The sequence below is a fragment of the Mesorhizobium sp. P2_H9 genome, assembly GCF_056403215.1.
The window spans coordinates 136,356-150,558 of sequence record NZ_JBFUFX010000002.1 but is presented as its reverse complement, the minus strand read 5'-3'; the positions used below and the strand labels follow the sequence as shown (position 1 = coordinate 150,558).

The 14,203-nt window shown below is 59.8% G+C and carries 21 protein-coding genes; 18 read left to right on the top strand and 3 right to left on the bottom strand.

The annotated features are described in order from the left end of the window. The first annotated feature begins 16 nt into the window (after nucleotides 1–16). The gene (locus AC1DXN_RS03770; RefSeq protein WP_477273137.1) at nucleotides 17–379 is read left to right on the top strand and encodes a YybH family protein; all 363 of its coding nucleotides are present in this window, start codon (nucleotides 17–19) and stop codon (nucleotides 377–379) included. A 34-nt stretch (nucleotides 380–413) separates the two neighbouring features. Here the strand turns inward: AC1DXN_RS03770 and trhO are convergent, their stop codons facing one another. Continuing rightward, nucleotides 414–1,337, bottom strand: a complete 924-nt coding sequence (trhO, locus tag AC1DXN_RS03765) for an oxygen-dependent tRNA uridine(34) hydroxylase TrhO (RefSeq protein ID WP_477273139.1) — start codon at nucleotides 1,335–1,337, stop codon at nucleotides 414–416. 191 nt (nucleotides 1,338–1,528) lie between these two features. Between trhO and AC1DXN_RS03760 the strand changes: the two genes are divergently transcribed. The 14 genes from AC1DXN_RS03760 to AC1DXN_RS03695 all read left to right on the top strand — a co-directional run bounded on the left by AC1DXN_RS03760 (nucleotide 1,529) and on the right by AC1DXN_RS03695 (nucleotide 9,436). Beyond that, nucleotides 1,529–2,167, top strand: a complete 639-nt coding sequence (locus tag AC1DXN_RS03760; protein WP_477273141.1) for a 2-dehydro-3-deoxy-phosphogluconate aldolase — start codon at nucleotides 1,529–1,531, stop codon at nucleotides 2,165–2,167. A gap of 548 nt (nucleotides 2,168–2,715) precedes the next feature. Further along, the gene (locus AC1DXN_RS03755; RefSeq protein ID WP_477273143.1) at nucleotides 2,716–4,077 is read left to right on the top strand and encodes a tyrosine-type recombinase/integrase; all 1,362 of its coding nucleotides are present in this window, start codon (nucleotides 2,716–2,718) and stop codon (nucleotides 4,075–4,077) included. Continuing rightward, the gene (locus tag AC1DXN_RS03750) at nucleotides 4,070–4,804 is read left to right on the top strand and encodes a hypothetical protein (RefSeq protein WP_477273145.1); all 735 of its coding nucleotides are present in this window, start codon (nucleotides 4,070–4,072) and stop codon (nucleotides 4,802–4,804) included. The genes AC1DXN_RS03755 and AC1DXN_RS03750 overlap by 8 nt, the downstream gene beginning before the upstream one ends. A gap of 61 nt (nucleotides 4,805–4,865) precedes the next feature. Beyond that, entirely contained in the window at nucleotides 4,866–5,057 is a 192-nt protein-coding gene (locus tag AC1DXN_RS03745) for a MerR family transcriptional regulator (protein ID WP_477273147.1), read from the top strand. 64 nt (nucleotides 5,058–5,121) lie between these two features. Next, a complete protein-coding gene (locus AC1DXN_RS03740; RefSeq protein WP_477273149.1) occupies nucleotides 5,122–5,319 on the top strand; it encodes a hypothetical protein in 198 nt (65 codons plus the stop codon). Between the two features lie 317 nt (nucleotides 5,320–5,636). Beyond that, on the top strand, nucleotides 5,637–6,314 hold the full coding sequence (locus AC1DXN_RS03735) for a hypothetical protein (protein WP_477273151.1): 678 nt from the start codon (nucleotides 5,637–5,639) through the stop codon (nucleotides 6,312–6,314). Then, nucleotides 6,311–6,703 carry a hypothetical protein gene (locus AC1DXN_RS03730; protein ID WP_477273153.1) on the top strand — a complete coding sequence of 131 codons (393 nt, stop codon included), beginning with the start codon at nucleotides 6,311–6,313 and terminating at the stop codon, nucleotides 6,701–6,703. Before AC1DXN_RS03735 ends, AC1DXN_RS03730 begins: the two co-directional genes overlap by 4 nt. 4 nt (nucleotides 6,704–6,707) lie before the next feature. Beyond that, nucleotides 6,708–7,139: a hypothetical protein gene (locus AC1DXN_RS03725; protein ID WP_477273154.1), complete on the top strand. Its 432-nt coding sequence runs from the start codon at nucleotides 6,708–6,710 to the stop codon at nucleotides 7,137–7,139. Further along, complete coding sequence (locus AC1DXN_RS03720) at nucleotides 7,048–7,536, top strand: hypothetical protein (protein ID WP_477273156.1); 489 nt, start codon at nucleotides 7,048–7,050, stop codon at nucleotides 7,534–7,536. Before AC1DXN_RS03725 ends, AC1DXN_RS03720 begins: the two co-directional genes overlap by 92 nt. Before the next feature lie 13 nt (nucleotides 7,537–7,549). Then, a complete protein-coding gene (locus AC1DXN_RS03715) occupies nucleotides 7,550–7,846 on the top strand; it encodes a hypothetical protein (RefSeq protein WP_477273158.1) in 297 nt (98 codons plus the stop codon). A 21-nt stretch (nucleotides 7,847–7,867) separates the two neighbouring features. Next, the gene (locus AC1DXN_RS03710) at nucleotides 7,868–8,380 is read left to right on the top strand and encodes a hypothetical protein (protein WP_477273160.1); all 513 of its coding nucleotides are present in this window, start codon (nucleotides 7,868–7,870) and stop codon (nucleotides 8,378–8,380) included. A 162-nt stretch (nucleotides 8,381–8,542) separates the two neighbouring features. After that, a complete protein-coding gene (locus tag AC1DXN_RS03705) occupies nucleotides 8,543–8,923 on the top strand; it encodes a P27 family phage terminase small subunit (protein WP_477273162.1) in 381 nt (126 codons plus the stop codon). Beyond that, nucleotides 8,883–9,185, top strand: a complete 303-nt coding sequence (locus AC1DXN_RS03700) for a hypothetical protein (protein ID WP_477421494.1) — start codon at nucleotides 8,883–8,885, stop codon at nucleotides 9,183–9,185. Before AC1DXN_RS03705 ends, AC1DXN_RS03700 begins: the two co-directional genes overlap by 41 nt. Beyond that, nucleotides 9,182–9,436 carry a hypothetical protein gene (locus AC1DXN_RS03695; protein ID WP_477273166.1) on the top strand — a complete coding sequence of 85 codons (255 nt, stop codon included), beginning with the start codon at nucleotides 9,182–9,184 and terminating at the stop codon, nucleotides 9,434–9,436. The genes AC1DXN_RS03700 and AC1DXN_RS03695 overlap by 4 nt, the downstream gene beginning before the upstream one ends. A gap of 8 nt (nucleotides 9,437–9,444) precedes the next feature. On the opposite strand, the gene AC1DXN_RS03690 is transcribed toward AC1DXN_RS03695, so the two are convergent. After that, nucleotides 9,445–10,386, bottom strand: coding sequence for a hypothetical protein (locus tag AC1DXN_RS03690; RefSeq protein WP_477273168.1), 942 nt, complete (start codon nucleotides 10,384–10,386; stop codon nucleotides 9,445–9,447). 203 nt (nucleotides 10,387–10,589) lie between these two features. Here AC1DXN_RS03690 and AC1DXN_RS03685 point away from each other — a divergent pair, with 203 nt between their 5' ends. The 3 genes from AC1DXN_RS03685 to AC1DXN_RS03675 all read left to right on the top strand — a co-directional run bounded on the left by AC1DXN_RS03685 (nucleotide 10,590) and on the right by AC1DXN_RS03675 (nucleotide 12,848). Further along, nucleotides 10,590–11,699, top strand: a complete 1,110-nt coding sequence (locus tag AC1DXN_RS03685) for a hypothetical protein (RefSeq protein WP_477273170.1) — start codon at nucleotides 10,590–10,592, stop codon at nucleotides 11,697–11,699. Nucleotides 11,700–11,777: 78 nt separating this feature from the next. Further along, nucleotides 11,778–12,638, top strand: a complete 861-nt coding sequence (locus AC1DXN_RS03680; protein WP_477273172.1) for an ATP-dependent DNA ligase — start codon at nucleotides 11,778–11,780, stop codon at nucleotides 12,636–12,638. Beyond that, nucleotides 12,639–12,848 carry a hypothetical protein gene (locus AC1DXN_RS03675; RefSeq protein WP_477273174.1) on the top strand — a complete coding sequence of 70 codons (210 nt, stop codon included), beginning with the start codon at nucleotides 12,639–12,641 and terminating at the stop codon, nucleotides 12,846–12,848. 481 nt (nucleotides 12,849–13,329) lie between these two features. On the opposite strand, the gene AC1DXN_RS03670 is transcribed toward AC1DXN_RS03675, so the two are convergent. Next, nucleotides 13,330–14,193, bottom strand: a complete 864-nt coding sequence (locus AC1DXN_RS03670) for a LysR family transcriptional regulator (RefSeq protein WP_477273176.1) — start codon at nucleotides 14,191–14,193, stop codon at nucleotides 13,330–13,332. Nucleotides 14,194–14,203 lie beyond the last annotated feature (10 nt).

The window sequence follows — 14,203 nt, the reverse complement described above, 5'->3', positions numbered from 1 at the left end:
TTGTCTGGAGCGTCGCATGACTGATGAAACAAGCCGTGAGCCGGCGCTTGATCCGCAGGATCTCGAGCGCCTGTTGATTGATCGGCAGTGGGTGGGAGACATTGACGGCATGGTTGCGTTGTTCGAACCCGATGCCGTCATCGATAGCGGCGAGGCTGAATTGACGCGCGGCCGCGAAGCGATCCGCGCGCTGTATGCCGCGTTTGCCGCGACCGGGCGAAAATTCCAGCGCGGAGAGCAGCGCCCGGCGGCGATCAACGGTGACCTGGCGCTGACGTCGACCCGGCTTCCCGACGGCACGGTGACCTCCGAGGTCGCCCGTCGGCAAAGCGACGGCACGTGGCTGTGGGTGATCGACCGCTATTCCGTCGCCTGGTGACGCAATCAGAGTCCGCGCCGGCGCTCCGCCAACACTAGCTGCCGATATGCGGCCCCCTGCCCTGGGCCTGCGCCAGCTCGACCTGGCGCTGCCGCTCGGCATAGCGGGCGCGATCCTCGTCCGAGCGAGCCTCAAAGCAATGCGGGCATGAGACGCCGGCGGCATAGTTCGGCGACAGGCGATCCTCTAGCGTCAACGGATGGCGGCAGGCGCGGCAGAGTTCGGCATCACCCTCGGTAAGGCCGTGCGACACCGAAACGCGCTCGTCGAAGACGAAGCACTCGCCTTGCCACAGGCTTTCCTCGGCCGGCACCTCTTCGAGATATTTCAGAATGCCGCCCTTTAGGTGAAACACATCCTCGACGCCCAGCGACTTCACATAGGCTGTCGCCTTCTCGCAGCGTATGCCGCCGGTACAGAACATGGCGACCTTCCTGCCGTCGAATTCGTCCCGATGTTTTTCGACCCAGGCCGGGAATTGACGAAAGCTCGCCGTTGCCGGATCGACCGCGCCCTTGAAAGTGCCGATCGACACTTCGTAGGCGTTGCGAGTGTCGATGACGATCGTGTCCGGGTCCGCGATCAGCGCGTTCCAGTCCGCCGGCGCGACATAGGTGCCGGCACTTCTCGCCGGATCGATATCCTCGACACCCATGGTGACGATCTCGCGCTTGAGCCGCACCTTCATGCGGTGGAACGGCATCGTCTCGGCGCTACTGTATTTGACTTCGAGACCGGCGAGACCCTCGATGGTTTCCAGGTGATCGATCAGTTCAGCGATTGCCGCCTCGCTGCCGGCAACCGTGCCGTTGATGCCCTCATGCGCCAGAAGCAGCGTGCCCTTGATGCCGCGTCCGCAGCAGAAGGCGGCGAGCGGCGCACGCAACGCCTCGAAAGCATCGAGCCGCGCAAAGCGGTAGAGCGCCGCAACGCGCAAAGGTTGATTGGACAGTGTCATTGCCAAGCCACTAAACGCTTGCGAAAGCCGATTCAAGGCAAGGCCAGCACACCAGTCTTTCCATGACTGACGCATCGACTCGATTCAGGGCATTGCCGGCCATGCGTGACATCGCGACACGCTTGCCTTCGTGGACAGAAAAACGGCCTTCTGCTAATCGGTTGAATTGTTCGAAGCCGGAGAGACGACAAATGCCCAGCAAGACCGAAAAGCTCCTGTCGCTCCTCAATGGCCAGCCGGTCATCCCGGTGTTGAAGATCGCCAATGTCGCCGACGCCGTGCCGCTCGCGCGGGCGCTCGCCGCCGGCGGCCTGCCGGCGATCGAGATCACGCTCAGGACAGCCGATGCACTGGAGGCGATCCGCCGCGTCGCCGGCGAAGTCGAGGGCGCCATCGTCGGCTCCGGCACCATTCTCGATGCCAAGCAGTTCGACGAGGCGGCGGCCGCAGGCTCGAAATTCATCGTCAGCCCCGGCATCACCCGCGAACTGCTGGCGGCGGCGAAGGACAGCGAGGTTCCGTTGCTGCCCGGCGCCATCACGCCGGGCGAAATCATGGCCGCCCGCGAGGCCGGCCTGCGTTTCCTGAAATTCTTCCCGGCCGAACAATCGGGCGGCATCGCCTCGCTGAAGGCGTTCGCCTCGCCGCTTGCCGACGTGAAATTCTGCCCGACCGGCGGCATTTCGGCCAAGAACGCTGCCGATTATCTGAGCCTGCCCAACGTCATCTGCGTCGGTGGCTCCTGGGTGGCCCCGGACGAATTGGTCAAGGCCGGCAAGTGGGATGAGATCGAAGCGCTGGCGCGGGCCGCGAGCAAACTCGGGAAGTAAGCCCAAAAAAGCCCGTCCGGCTTTCGCCGACCGGCTCGCTTCTTCGAATGCCTCAGTTGCAGACTTTGACCTTCTCGACGACCCTGTGGTGGTGGACCCAATGCGTAACCCACTTGGTCCTGCAGTGATGCTTTCCGGTCTTGATGATCACGGTTTCAGCCTGCGTTGGAAGCGATCGCGGCCGAAACTGCCGCCAGCGCCAGAACTGACGCCAATAGAATGTTTTTCATTGAAATCCCCAGGTTGGAACAAACCTAGCCCCAACCCGGAAAAGGCTGGGGTGTTCCACCATCACGGGAAGTTCAGTCCTGCGTGATCTTGCAGGCCCAAGGGGCGCGAAAAGCATCATTTGAGGAAGCTGGTTCCCGCTCATGGGCTCGAACCACGATTCACGCCTTCAAAGGGCGCTGTCAATCCAGCCTTGCCATTCAGCGTCATTCGCATAAGTGCAGGAAAATAAAGGAGTTTACCCTTTGCCGTTCGCTATTGTTCGCGACCGTACGCTGGTATATATTTGACGCATATTTCACGGTTTTGACGGATGCGAAATGGCCAAGACCCTAGTTGAAGCCAAGCTGACCACTCCTAACGCCCGCAAGGATTTGCCAGTCGGGCTTCATTGGCGAGGCTTGGACCGCGAGGTTCACCTTGGCTATCGCAAGGGTAAGCGAGGCGGTGTCTGGCTGGTTCGGTGGCGGAATGGGGTCGGTTACAAACAGGCGCCTATCGGAATTGCGGATGACAGCATCAAGGCCGGAAATCTCAATTTCCAGGCGGCAGAGAAAGCCGCGCGCGATCTGGTCGAACGGGAGCGGAAGCTTGCCGCCTCCGAAACCGAAGGCCCTGCGCTCACCGTTGCAAGAGCTGTTGCAGATTATATCGCCGCAAGGGACGATAGGGACGCCAAGAGGGCAGGACGCCCGATCCGTTCCGATGCCGCACGGCGGTTGGGCCGCCATGTTCTGGGCCAGCCTGCTCGTGGCAAGGAAAAGGCAATCCCGGCCACCCCAATGGCTGGCCTGACGCTGTACATGCTGACTGAAGACGATCTGAGGACATGGCGTGCTACCCTGCCACACTCAATGAAGGCCACCACCCGGCAGCGCCTTATCAACGATCTGAAAGCGGCACTGAATGCCGCCTATGCCGCCAACAAGGCCAAGCTCCTGCCGGCGCTGCCGGCGATCGTCAAAGACGGCCTCAAGGCTGAAAGTGACGATGACGCCGAACCCACCGCTCGGGATAACCAAATCCTATCGGATGCCGAAATCGCCCGAGTGCTTCGGGCAGCCCGTGAGGTTGATACAGAACTCGACATGGGCGGGGATCTTTTCAGGATCGTGCTCGTGCTTGCCGCTACGGGCGCCCGTTTCTCTCAGGTGGCGAGAATTCGGGTCGGTGACTGCCAGATTGCCGCCGGCAGGATTATGGTCCCCGTTAGTCGGAAGGGTCGCCGTGCAAAATCCGGTTCCATCACAGTACCGGTGGGTCGAGACGTCATCGAGGCGCTTGTGCCGGCGGTCACGGGGCGTCCCGCGGAAGCCATTTTGCTGGAACGCCAGCGCTACGAACAGGTGAAGGGCATCCAATGGCAGCGCGCTGGTCGCGGGCCGTGGCAGTCGGCAAAAATGGTTAGGCCATGGCAGGCGATCAAGGAACGCTCCGAACTGCCCGACATGATCCCCTACGCCCTGCGCCATTCCAGCATCGTCAAGGGCATCCGCGCAAATCTCCCGATCCGGCTCGTTGCCGCGCTCCACGACACCAGCACGGCCATGATTGAGCGGCACTATTCGAAGTGGATCACCTCGGGACTGGAGGAAATGGCCCGCGCCGCTATCGTGCCGCTGGTGCCGCAAAACGATGCAAACGTCGTACATCTAAAGAACCGAGGGCAGGCAGATGCCTAGGCGGCAGAAGGTCGGCACAGGGATCACGCGCCACTGGCGCATCACATGGAACCTGCTGGACCCGGACGATCGGGAGTTGGTGAAGAGCCAGCAAGAACAGGGGTGGCCGGACGATTTCACCGGCTGGCTAGACCAGCGCGAGGCTGACCTAGCCGAGGCGCTGGAGCGCTTGAAGTTGCCGGCGCCGAACCAGTTCGTAGCCTTCGACAAAGGCAACCCGATCGCTTGGCGATACGAAGTCAATCTTTATTCGCCCGGCATCCATGCGCGTACCGAGGCGCACCTACAATCCTTTCCGTATCAATCGAACTTCTGGTTCATCGGCGCGATCTTGTCACTTATCAACCAGTGCCGATCGGCGCTGCTACAAGGACAAATGCAAAGGGCTGCTGGATTGGCCTTGCGGCTCGGAGCTGTAGACAGCCAATTTCGATTGAAATTTTCGGGCGAGAAGCGGCTCGCTGATTTTGAGAGACATGCCGCCGGCGCAGACCAGGGCAACCGAGAAAAGCGCAGGAAGGCTGATGCCTGGAAAGCCGAGGCTCGCAGGATCGTGGCTTTGAACCCCGAAATTAACCTCGACAACGCATCGGCTGCCGCTCGCCTAGTTTTGGAGGGAGAGGCTTGGTCCGATCATGTGCCGGAACCATCTCAGCGAAGTCTACGCCAGTATCTGTCAACGTTGGCAAAACGGGCCGTTCTGCCAGAAATGAAAAAACCGGTCTGATCTACCGCATGTTTGCTTCCGTGAACAAACGCGCATTCGCGCAAATTCATGGAGCAGAAAATTGGATGACCACCACAAGATCGGCCTGACGATTGATGAAGCTGTTGACCGTTCGGGCATCGGCCGCACGAAAATCTTCGAAGCCATCAAGCTTGGCAGACTGACGGCGAGAAAGGCCGGCAGGCGCACGATCATACTCAGCGATGAGCTTTCCGACTACCTGAAGTCCCTGCCCGTCAGGGAGGCCGCATAATGGCCTACCTCGTTTCCGCTGCCGCCATCACCTTCGTGATCTTTATCATCGCCGGGTGGCTGGCATGAGCTTCGATCTCGAACACTCCGAAGTCATCTCGCTTGGCGCCCGGCGCCTTGTCGAAGTCCCTCCGGCACAGCGAGGTTGCGCGGCAGTGCCATGGCTGCGGTCTCAATTGCCGATGACCGCCGCCGAGGCGATTGAAGCCATCCGTTTGGCAAACTTGCTCAGGAGCGGAGGCATCGATGATGGGGCCTCTTAAAATGCGAAAGCCCGCCGGCCAGGGCGAGCTTCGCGAAGTCGAAATACAAAACAGCAATGGCGATACTTCTACCCAAAAAGGGCCTTCCCCGCAAGCGCGGTGGAGGGAGGCGCACCCCGTCGAACGCTGGAGTCACGTTGCTGTCGCGAGCGCGATTCGGCGCGGCATTTTGGTGAAGCCGAGTTGCTGCGAGAACTGCGGTGAAGAGAAGCCGCTCGACTGTCATCACGAAGATCCCCGTCTCGCTCTTGACGTGAAATTCTGGTGCAGGGCCTGTCACGTTCAACATCACGCGCGACGGCGCAAGGGCGGCGCCAATGGCCAATCCTGAGCGCAAACGGGCATGGCAGAAGTCTCTTGCCGAGATGTCGAAATACGACTGGTTGACGGCTGTCTGCCACAACCAGAAGCACGGCCGGCGAACGCGCGACCTTCGCGTGGCCTTCGCCCTCATGCAACTCGCCGATGCCGACACCTGTCTTGCCTGGCCGACGCAGGAATCGTTGGCCGAACTGAGTGGTCTTGCCGATACGCGGCAGGTGCGCTCGGCATTGGCGTCGCTCGCCGGAACAGGCGCGATCGAGAAGAAGAAAGTCGCCGAACTTTATGACGAGAGCAAAGGCAAACTGGACGTAAAGCGCAAGGCCCGTGGCATCGCCTACAAGCTGAAAATGTTCTGGGCTTACGAGATCCTAGAACTTGCTATGAGCCCCTCGACCCTGCGCGCCGAACCGGCTCGATTGGCATCCAGCGACAAGAAGGGAAAGCGGACTAACACAGACCGGTTCGACGATCAGCCAAACCGGACTACGGCAGACCGCCAAAAGCGGACTACCACAGACCGGTGTAAGGCGGACTGTCACAGGCCGCCTAATACTACAAGGGAAACTAAGGATACTGAAGAAGGCTCCGAGAGAACGATAAGCTTGGCGTCTACGCATGCGCGTGAGTCTACTGCTCCCAACGCCTACGCCACTGCGACGAGGGGCACATGACAGCCCGGCTCGCTTCACAACCCAAGCGTCCACCCCGACGGCTCGGCCATATCAGCGGGATGATTGGCTGCCTCGACGAGATCAGCGGCCGCCCTCTCGACCAGATATGCCGAGTGACCTATTCGGTTGAAACGCTGCACGATCAGATTGTGAATCCTCACAAGCCTTTCGGCTCGGTGAAGTTCGGCGCGTTTCTCGTCTCCAATGACCAATTGTGCGAACTGCACGGCTACGACGGCTCCTCGATGCGCGGTGATGTTCCGGTTAACCGTCTCTCAGAGACGTTGTTTTCGCGAGATCGCCATATGGCTGCCAGCCACACACAAACGGCGTACTCCATGCTTCCAAGGACGCCCGTTCGCCTTAAGTTTGCTGGCGTGGGCTGGTGACGCCATGGACGCGGCCGATCGCCGTCGAGGGCGACCACCAATCGGAACACCCGAAGAGCGGCAGGAGCGACAGCGCCGGCTCGGCCGCGAACGACGATACCGTCTCAAGCAGCGTGAAACCACCGGCAGCATTGTCCTGTCGTTGCCCATCGATCACGTCCTGGTCAGCTTGATGCTGGAAGTCGGTGCGGTCGACGAAGCCGGCAGCCGCAACCGGACACGCCTGTGCAAGGTCGCCCTCCGTATCCTGAATAACGCGTTAGTCACAGCCGTTGCTTCCGGGCGTAAATTCTCGATCGAACAGGAGGAGCAACATGCTCGCGAGAATACCGAAGGCGGCCGAAATGGACTTCAACGTTCTTCTGAAGATACCGCCGAAACCAGCGGCGATTGCCGAGGCGGAGCAAGTGTGGCGCGAGTCGGCCGCAGAGCTTGAGGCCGCTCGTTCCAAGCATCGCGAGATGCACCGACAGTATTTTGGCCAGCAGCCCGGCATGCCGCCGACGATCACCGCTGCGGAAGTCGACCAGGCCGGCCAGGAGATCGCACCCTTCCAGGCGAAAGAACGCGAGGCGCAGCAGTCGCTCGAAGCGCACCGCAAGGCCTTCGACGATGAGTTGGCCGCCCTTAAGCCGAAGATCGACAGCTATCGCGGTGCGATAGCCGCAAAGATCGACGAGCTCGAAGACCTTATCAGCGTCGGCGCCATGTTCTATGCGGCCAGCATCGAAGCGCGCACGAAGCTTCCCAGCAAAATGCCCAGCCGCTGCGAGGCCCTGCTCGGCCCGCACTGCATCGGCATGCTGCGCAAGATCCTCAACGCCGTCGATTGAAGGAGAACTCGAAATGTATTTGACCAGAGACATGAGCAGCACGGGAAAGATGCAGCGACCCGCAGCCACGAAGACCGCTGCGCCGCTGCGCCCGGTGAAACTGACCGCACCGCTGAAGCCCGTGTATCTCACAAGCGTCCGGCCCAAAGCGAAGCCCGTTCGCGTCGTCAAGCTCTACGATCCGAAGAAGAAGGCGGACGATCTCTACTGGATCCGGAAGCTTGAGCAGGCAGGCCTCACCGAGCACAATTCCAAGGCGGTCGCGCTCATGAAGGCGAACTTTCTCAGGCGCTACGGCCAGCGCGTCTGAACGATGGACGTGGTGACTTTCATGGCTGACCTGGACACACACATTTCCGGCGAGCTTGCAGTCATGCAGGCACGCGGCGCCGATCGCCAAGCTATCGAGGTCCGGCACAAGGAACTGTGTGATTGGGCGATCGACCAATGCGTGAAGGCAGAGACTGCGAACCATCCTGCCGTCATTGACCTGCAGCATCAGGCCACACCATCGGACGAACTCACAACACTGCGCTATATGTGGGTGCGCGTCTTGCCCGACGTTAACAGTGCGCTGCGCGACGGCATGACGGTCGACTGGGTGTCAGTGGTGCGTTGCGAGGACGGGATAGGCATCCACATGAACGTGGAGATCGCCGAAGACCCCGACATCTGCATCTATATCGGCTGCGACTACTACGCCCACTTTGAACCCTCCAAATGGGAGGACGCTCTCGCCAGCATCGCAGCCGACTACGAAGCGCCGCTGTATGTCGAGGATCTGTTCCCACTGGCGGCAATGGATGAGGCGGAGCCTCCCGGCCCATGGAGGCGCATGTTTTGACACAGTCGTGCAATGCAACCCCCGGGGCGGGAGGTCTTTTCTCAGGGCGCCGGTTTCCTAGACCGCTTGCGATACCATCACACGCAGTTGTGCTCCCCCGGTTCATCCCGTGCGCGCGAGGCTTGCACGATGGGCGCTAGGGGACCGGCCTCCGCTGCATCATTGAATGTCGTCCCGATCGGCAACCAGTCGGCTGGCAAGAGTGTCCGCGCGCCGAAGGTGCCGGCACCCGCCCACCTCTCGGCCGCGTCCAAGAAATGGTGGGCCGAGGTGAACGCCGAATTCAGTTTGGAGCCCCATCACCTTCGGTTGCTCCAGGCGGCTTGCGAGAGCTGGGAACGCATGCAGGCGGCCAGAGCAGCGATTACCAAGTACGGTCTCACCTTCACCGACTCCCAGGGCAATCCCAAGGCCCGGCCTGAGGTGGCAATCGAGCGCGACGCCAAAGTCGGCTTCGCCCGCTTGCTTCGCGAACTGGATCTCGACGGGGAACCGGCACCTGATGCCAGGCGCCCTCCTGCAATCCGAAGCAACAGAGATTGAGCAAATGCCGGTGAAACGGAGAATAGGGAAAAAGCACATCTCGGCCGAGGTCGCGGCTTGGGCGGAGATGTTCCAGACCGGGTATGACGGCTTCGGCGATCTCACCGAATTCGGTTACTCCATCGAATACAACGATGCGCAGAAATTGAGGGACGCACCCGAGGCCTGGTCGCGTCTAGGTGCCGCGTTCCTCAGTACTCGACCAGAGTGGTGGGACCCGAGACCCGCATGGGCGCTGGAGCAATTCGGAGATCCCACATGAAGCGCCGTATCCCGAAGTCCAAACGACGGCATCCAATCACTGCCGAAGCCATCGCAGCCTACGAGGCGCGTGATTTCGTAGCCCTGCATCGGGCGCTGGGCTTGATGCCGTGGGAGATGAGCCCGCTCCCTGACCATCCCCTTGGCTGCAATCCCGACTGGGTGATGCCGGAGCAAACCCACAACCTATTCGAACTCTCGTTCCCTCAGGCTCTCGCCCTGCAACGTGAGTTGGATGCGGCATGCGCCTAGGCACCGCCCTAGGACTTTTGGTAGTAGCGCCAGTATTCAGCGCCGCCCACGGAAACGTTCTTCAGGTTCTTTCCTGGAGCGAGGTTGACGCGATAGGCAAACTGGGAAATCCATCGTTCCCCGAAAACCGTCTCCCCGAAAACCGGAGAGAATTCGACCTCTCCCCAAACGAAAAGCTGTCCCTTGGCGTCTTCAAGCCAAGTGATTTCATCGGCGCTCAATATGTCAGTTCCGTATACGTCGCTCGCGGCTCTGGGCTCATTCGTGGGACTTGGAGCAAGGATGAATCCACTGTTTTGAGAGCCGCCCCGCGCGGTCTCCTTCACGGCATCAATGACGCTAGGCTCGTTTCGGCCCGTCAATGGCGCATACCAAAGCCGCGTGGTGTGGATGAAGCCTGGGGTTCTGCCAAAATTTCCGAAGAAAACTCTGAAATCAGCCCTATGCGTTGGCCCACTGGATTTCTTGAATTCGATTTTGGTCACGATGATATGGGCCATCTCCGATTTTTTGAGAGATTCGGCACTGATCAAGGCCGCATTGGCGGCCTTTCCAGCGTCAATAACACCTTGCCTCATGTATCCGAGCTGCCAGACAAACAGGGCAGCCTGGAAAGCAGCGACAATAGCCAAAGCTCCGGTAACAACGGCCAAGATCCAGGTAGCGACTACGAGCCCCCGTTCGTTCGTCGCGGATTGACTGCGCTCCTCCTTTTGTTCTGCGGCGTCAGCCTCGGTGGTTGGGCTGGGAACTACCTTTACGAAGATAGGTACTTCTTGGGTGCCGCGCTTATCATAATCGGTGGCGCTCTGGGCGTTTTGGGGCTTGGGCTGATCATGCTGAATCTCTATCCTGCCACTTGGGGATGGTTCGTATGATTGTGTTGAACCCGGTTCAGCGTGAGCGCTGCCAAAAGCAATTAGAAGAATGGAAACGGCCAGTTTCAGCATCCGCTATCGTCGCCCCCTCCTAGATTTCCTCCAGTGTTACGCTCTCGCGACCAATGGCGGCAAGTGCGGCCGGCGGTTGACGGTGGGCCGGCCAGAAGCCTCGCGGCCGTGATCCGCAACTATGGCGTCTGAAGCGCACCCCTGGCATTGACTTGCTCCCATCGTCGCTCCTTGATGTATCTAAGTAGGGGAGGCCCAGACATATGCATTTTCGGCCGATCGCACGTCTCTATTCTCCAAAAGCTGCCGCGAAATCCCGAGACACGACAAGCGAATCAACGATCTTTTTTTTTATTTTCTCGCTAGTCGGTATGCTCATTGTAGCTACCGCGAATGCCGCAGAGATATCTAAGGGGCTTGGGAAGGGCTGCTTGATAAACCTGTCGGGCGAAATCGTACCGGGCGATTTCAAGAGATTGCAAAGCCTTGCCACAGCTTATGGTTTAACAGCCCCCGCCACTAGCGGGGAGGCGTCTAACGGTTCCGACGCAGCGCTGTGCCTTGATAGCCCCGGCGGAAATTATGTTGAGGGCCGATTAATTGCGGGGTTTGTGCACGACTATGGAATCACTACTCGCGTCCCGGCCGGTGCCTCTTGCTATTCGTCCTGCGCGTTTCTTTTCATGGCGGGGCGAGCGCACGGAGCAGAGACGGATGGGCCGAGCCGGTATTTAAATGTAGCCGGGCACCTGGGATTTCATGCGCCTTATTTCAAATTAGCTGATGACGATAAATTCACCGGGAAGGACGTGGCTGAAATGCTCACGTTGAGTCAGAAAGTCATCGCTGAGTTTATCAAGTTCGGGTCCTTCTCATCCGAGTTTGATGCGAAGCCGATGTTTTCGCTTTCGCTACTGGCTGAAACTTTAGGTTCCGGACCAAACGAGGTAGCCCAGGTGGATACCGTCGAGGAAGCGGTGAGGTGGGGAGTTTTCCTTGAGGGAACCAAGGCGGGAGCGATTATCGATCACAGGGCGGCCGTTCAAGCTTGCCTCAATTTCCAAGCGTGGATGCTGGATAAGGACACCGATCAATCCGGAATTGACTACCTTAATAGCCAACCGCTTCAAACCGTTCGCGCGGAGCTGTGGGGCGAAAATCGGACTTTCGCGAAAATTGATACGGGAGGAATGGAAGAGCAATACTGTTACGTCGAAGTTTCTCAAGAGCCTGTGTCCGGGATGGCCATTTGTAGTCGCGACGGATTTAACGGGGTCTCGTTTGGCGATTGCCTCAACGACATGGCGATTTGGGTACCCTGGTATCAGTCCCTTCCTCCCGCGACGCCTATCACAGCCCTTGGAGACAAATAGCACGCCGCAAGTAGCTAGGCGTCGCTTTGGGAACCATTTAAGCGCAAGCTAATTGAATCGCCGTGTTGCGGGTGGTTCATGAGTTTGAAGTTTGTCGAGCCGTTGATGCCGACCCTTGTGGAGAAGCCTCCGGAGGGCGACGGCTGGTCGCACGAGGTCAAATTCGACGGCTACCGATCGCAGATGATTATCGGCGATCAGGGAACTCGGATATTCACGAGACGCGGCCTCGACTGGACGTCCAAATATCGCGACCTCGCCGCGGCCGGCGCGGCGCTCGGCGTCGAAAATGCCATCATCGACGGCGAGATCATTGTTCTCAATGACAAGGGCCTATCGGACTTCGGCGAGTTGCGTAAAGCGATCACCCGGCGGCAACACGACCTGTATTTCGTCGCTTTCGATCTCCTGCACCTCAACGGCCACGATCTGCGCGATATGCCCTTAGAGGATCGCCGCGAGATACTTGAGGGGATGATCCCGCCGGACATTCGAATTCAGTTCAGCCAGGCGCTGCCAGGCGAGGCGAAAGCGATCTTCCACCTCGTGGACCAGGCCGGCTTGGAAGGCATGGTGTCAAAGCGGAAGGACAGCAAATATCGCAGCGGCCCGTCGACCAGCTGGCTGAAAGCTAAGTGCTACGCGATCGAGGAATACGATCTGCTCGGCGTCGAGCGCGAGGCCGGCAAACCCGCCTTCGCTCTGATGGCAGAGCGCGGCACGGGGCGCTATGTCGGCTCGGCTTTCATCACCTTAAACCGGGAGATGCGCGAACGGCTCTGGAAGCGCGTACAGCAGCACGCAGGCACGCCGCCGAAGGGCATGAAGCGGCCAGCCACTCAATGGGTCAAGCCGGGGCTTGTCGCCACTGTAAAGCATCTGCGCGGCGAGGAAGGCCTTCGTCATGCCTCGCTGCAAGATTTCAGGGAGGAGGATTAGATGCCCATCAGACGAAAAGCTGTTGATGCGGGGATTTTTGATCCTGCCGAATTGGCCTTGCTGGGGCGGGTTTTCGACCAGCTTAGACTCCCGGACCAGTCGGCGGATGCTCAGGGGAGACTGGCCTCTCGGATCATCGCCAACTACATGGCCGGTGTGGTTGATGAATCGGAGCTGATCACGCTTTCAAGGCAACCTCTTGGCCGATAGTAGGTCTGCAAGGCTGGGTCTAGTTAAGGCTGGGTCCGGCAGCCTTTGGGGAGGGACCGCCTCCGGCCGCCGGACCTCACCGGCTGTTAGCACGCCGGCCGAACATACATGGGCCGAGACCCACGCCAGTCAACTGTTTTGGTGTAGCCGCATTACGCCGCTTGCCCGTGCCCTCAATATCAGGAATATAATCCTCCCCGTTGCGGCGGCCCCTTCAACGGAGATCGCCATTCCCCATGACCACAGTGCTTTCCTCGTCGAGGGTATAGGGCACCGGCAAATAGGCGTTGGCGACGAGCCAGTCCCCGACACATGCAATGCGCCGGGGTGGAACGGGGTTCTACTATCGGTGGCGACTTTGCAGTGCGTCGGACTTTTTCAAGAATATCGGTGGAAAGCGGCTGTTTGTTTTTGTCCACCCGAACGAGCAATGGGCGCCATTTTCGGACCTTCAGGCTCTGCGCGGCGCAGTCCGATTCGGTTAGGCAATCGCCGACCGCGCAAACGCATTGCGAATTGCCCGCGCCATGGACTCGACGGCCTCTCCACCCGAACGCATGTTTTGGTGCATCACCACCCTTGCGGCATCGGTATCGCCGAAGCCGTCCGCGAGAGTGAGTTCCCGGCAGCCGATGGGAATATTGCTGCGCGAGAACGGCGCGATTGCCAGCCCGGACTGGACGACGACCCCGAGGTTTCCGATGGTGGAGCACCGAACCGCCACCCGGTAAGGCAGGCCCCGGACGTCGAGCAGCCGAATGGCGAAATCGGAACATTCCGGGTCGTCGGAGATAGCAATCGGGATAGGTCTTTGTTCGTGCAGGGCATGAGCATCGGACGTGATCCAGACTGTGGGATCGGTCATCAGAACCTCGCAGTCAGTGAACTCGTGCCACTCGAAGACGACCGCCAGGTCGAGCTCGTCAGCCGCCAAGGCCTGCTTGTTTTGCTTGGATCTGCCGTAACGTAACGAGACCTCCACCTCGGGATGGACCTTCGCGAACGCTGCAAGCGCGGGGGACAACACGGAAACACCATACTCCTCCGGAATCCCGAGGCGAACCCGGCCGATGAGCGGCGGTGCGCCCATAGATGCGGTCGTCTCATCGATGAGCGAGACGATGCGCCGGGCATTCGAAAGCAACTGATCGCCTTTCAGCGTCAGCGCGACGCCACGCGGACCACGCACGAAGAGCGGCGTGCCGATCTCCTCCTCAAGCCGCTTGATCTGCATGCTGACTGCGGACTGCGTTCGATGCACGGTCTCCGCTGCCCTGGTGAGGGTACCGGTGTCGGCGACGGCGAGGAAGGTGCGCAGCAACTCGGGGTCCAGCGGGTGGAGCATTGCCTGCCTT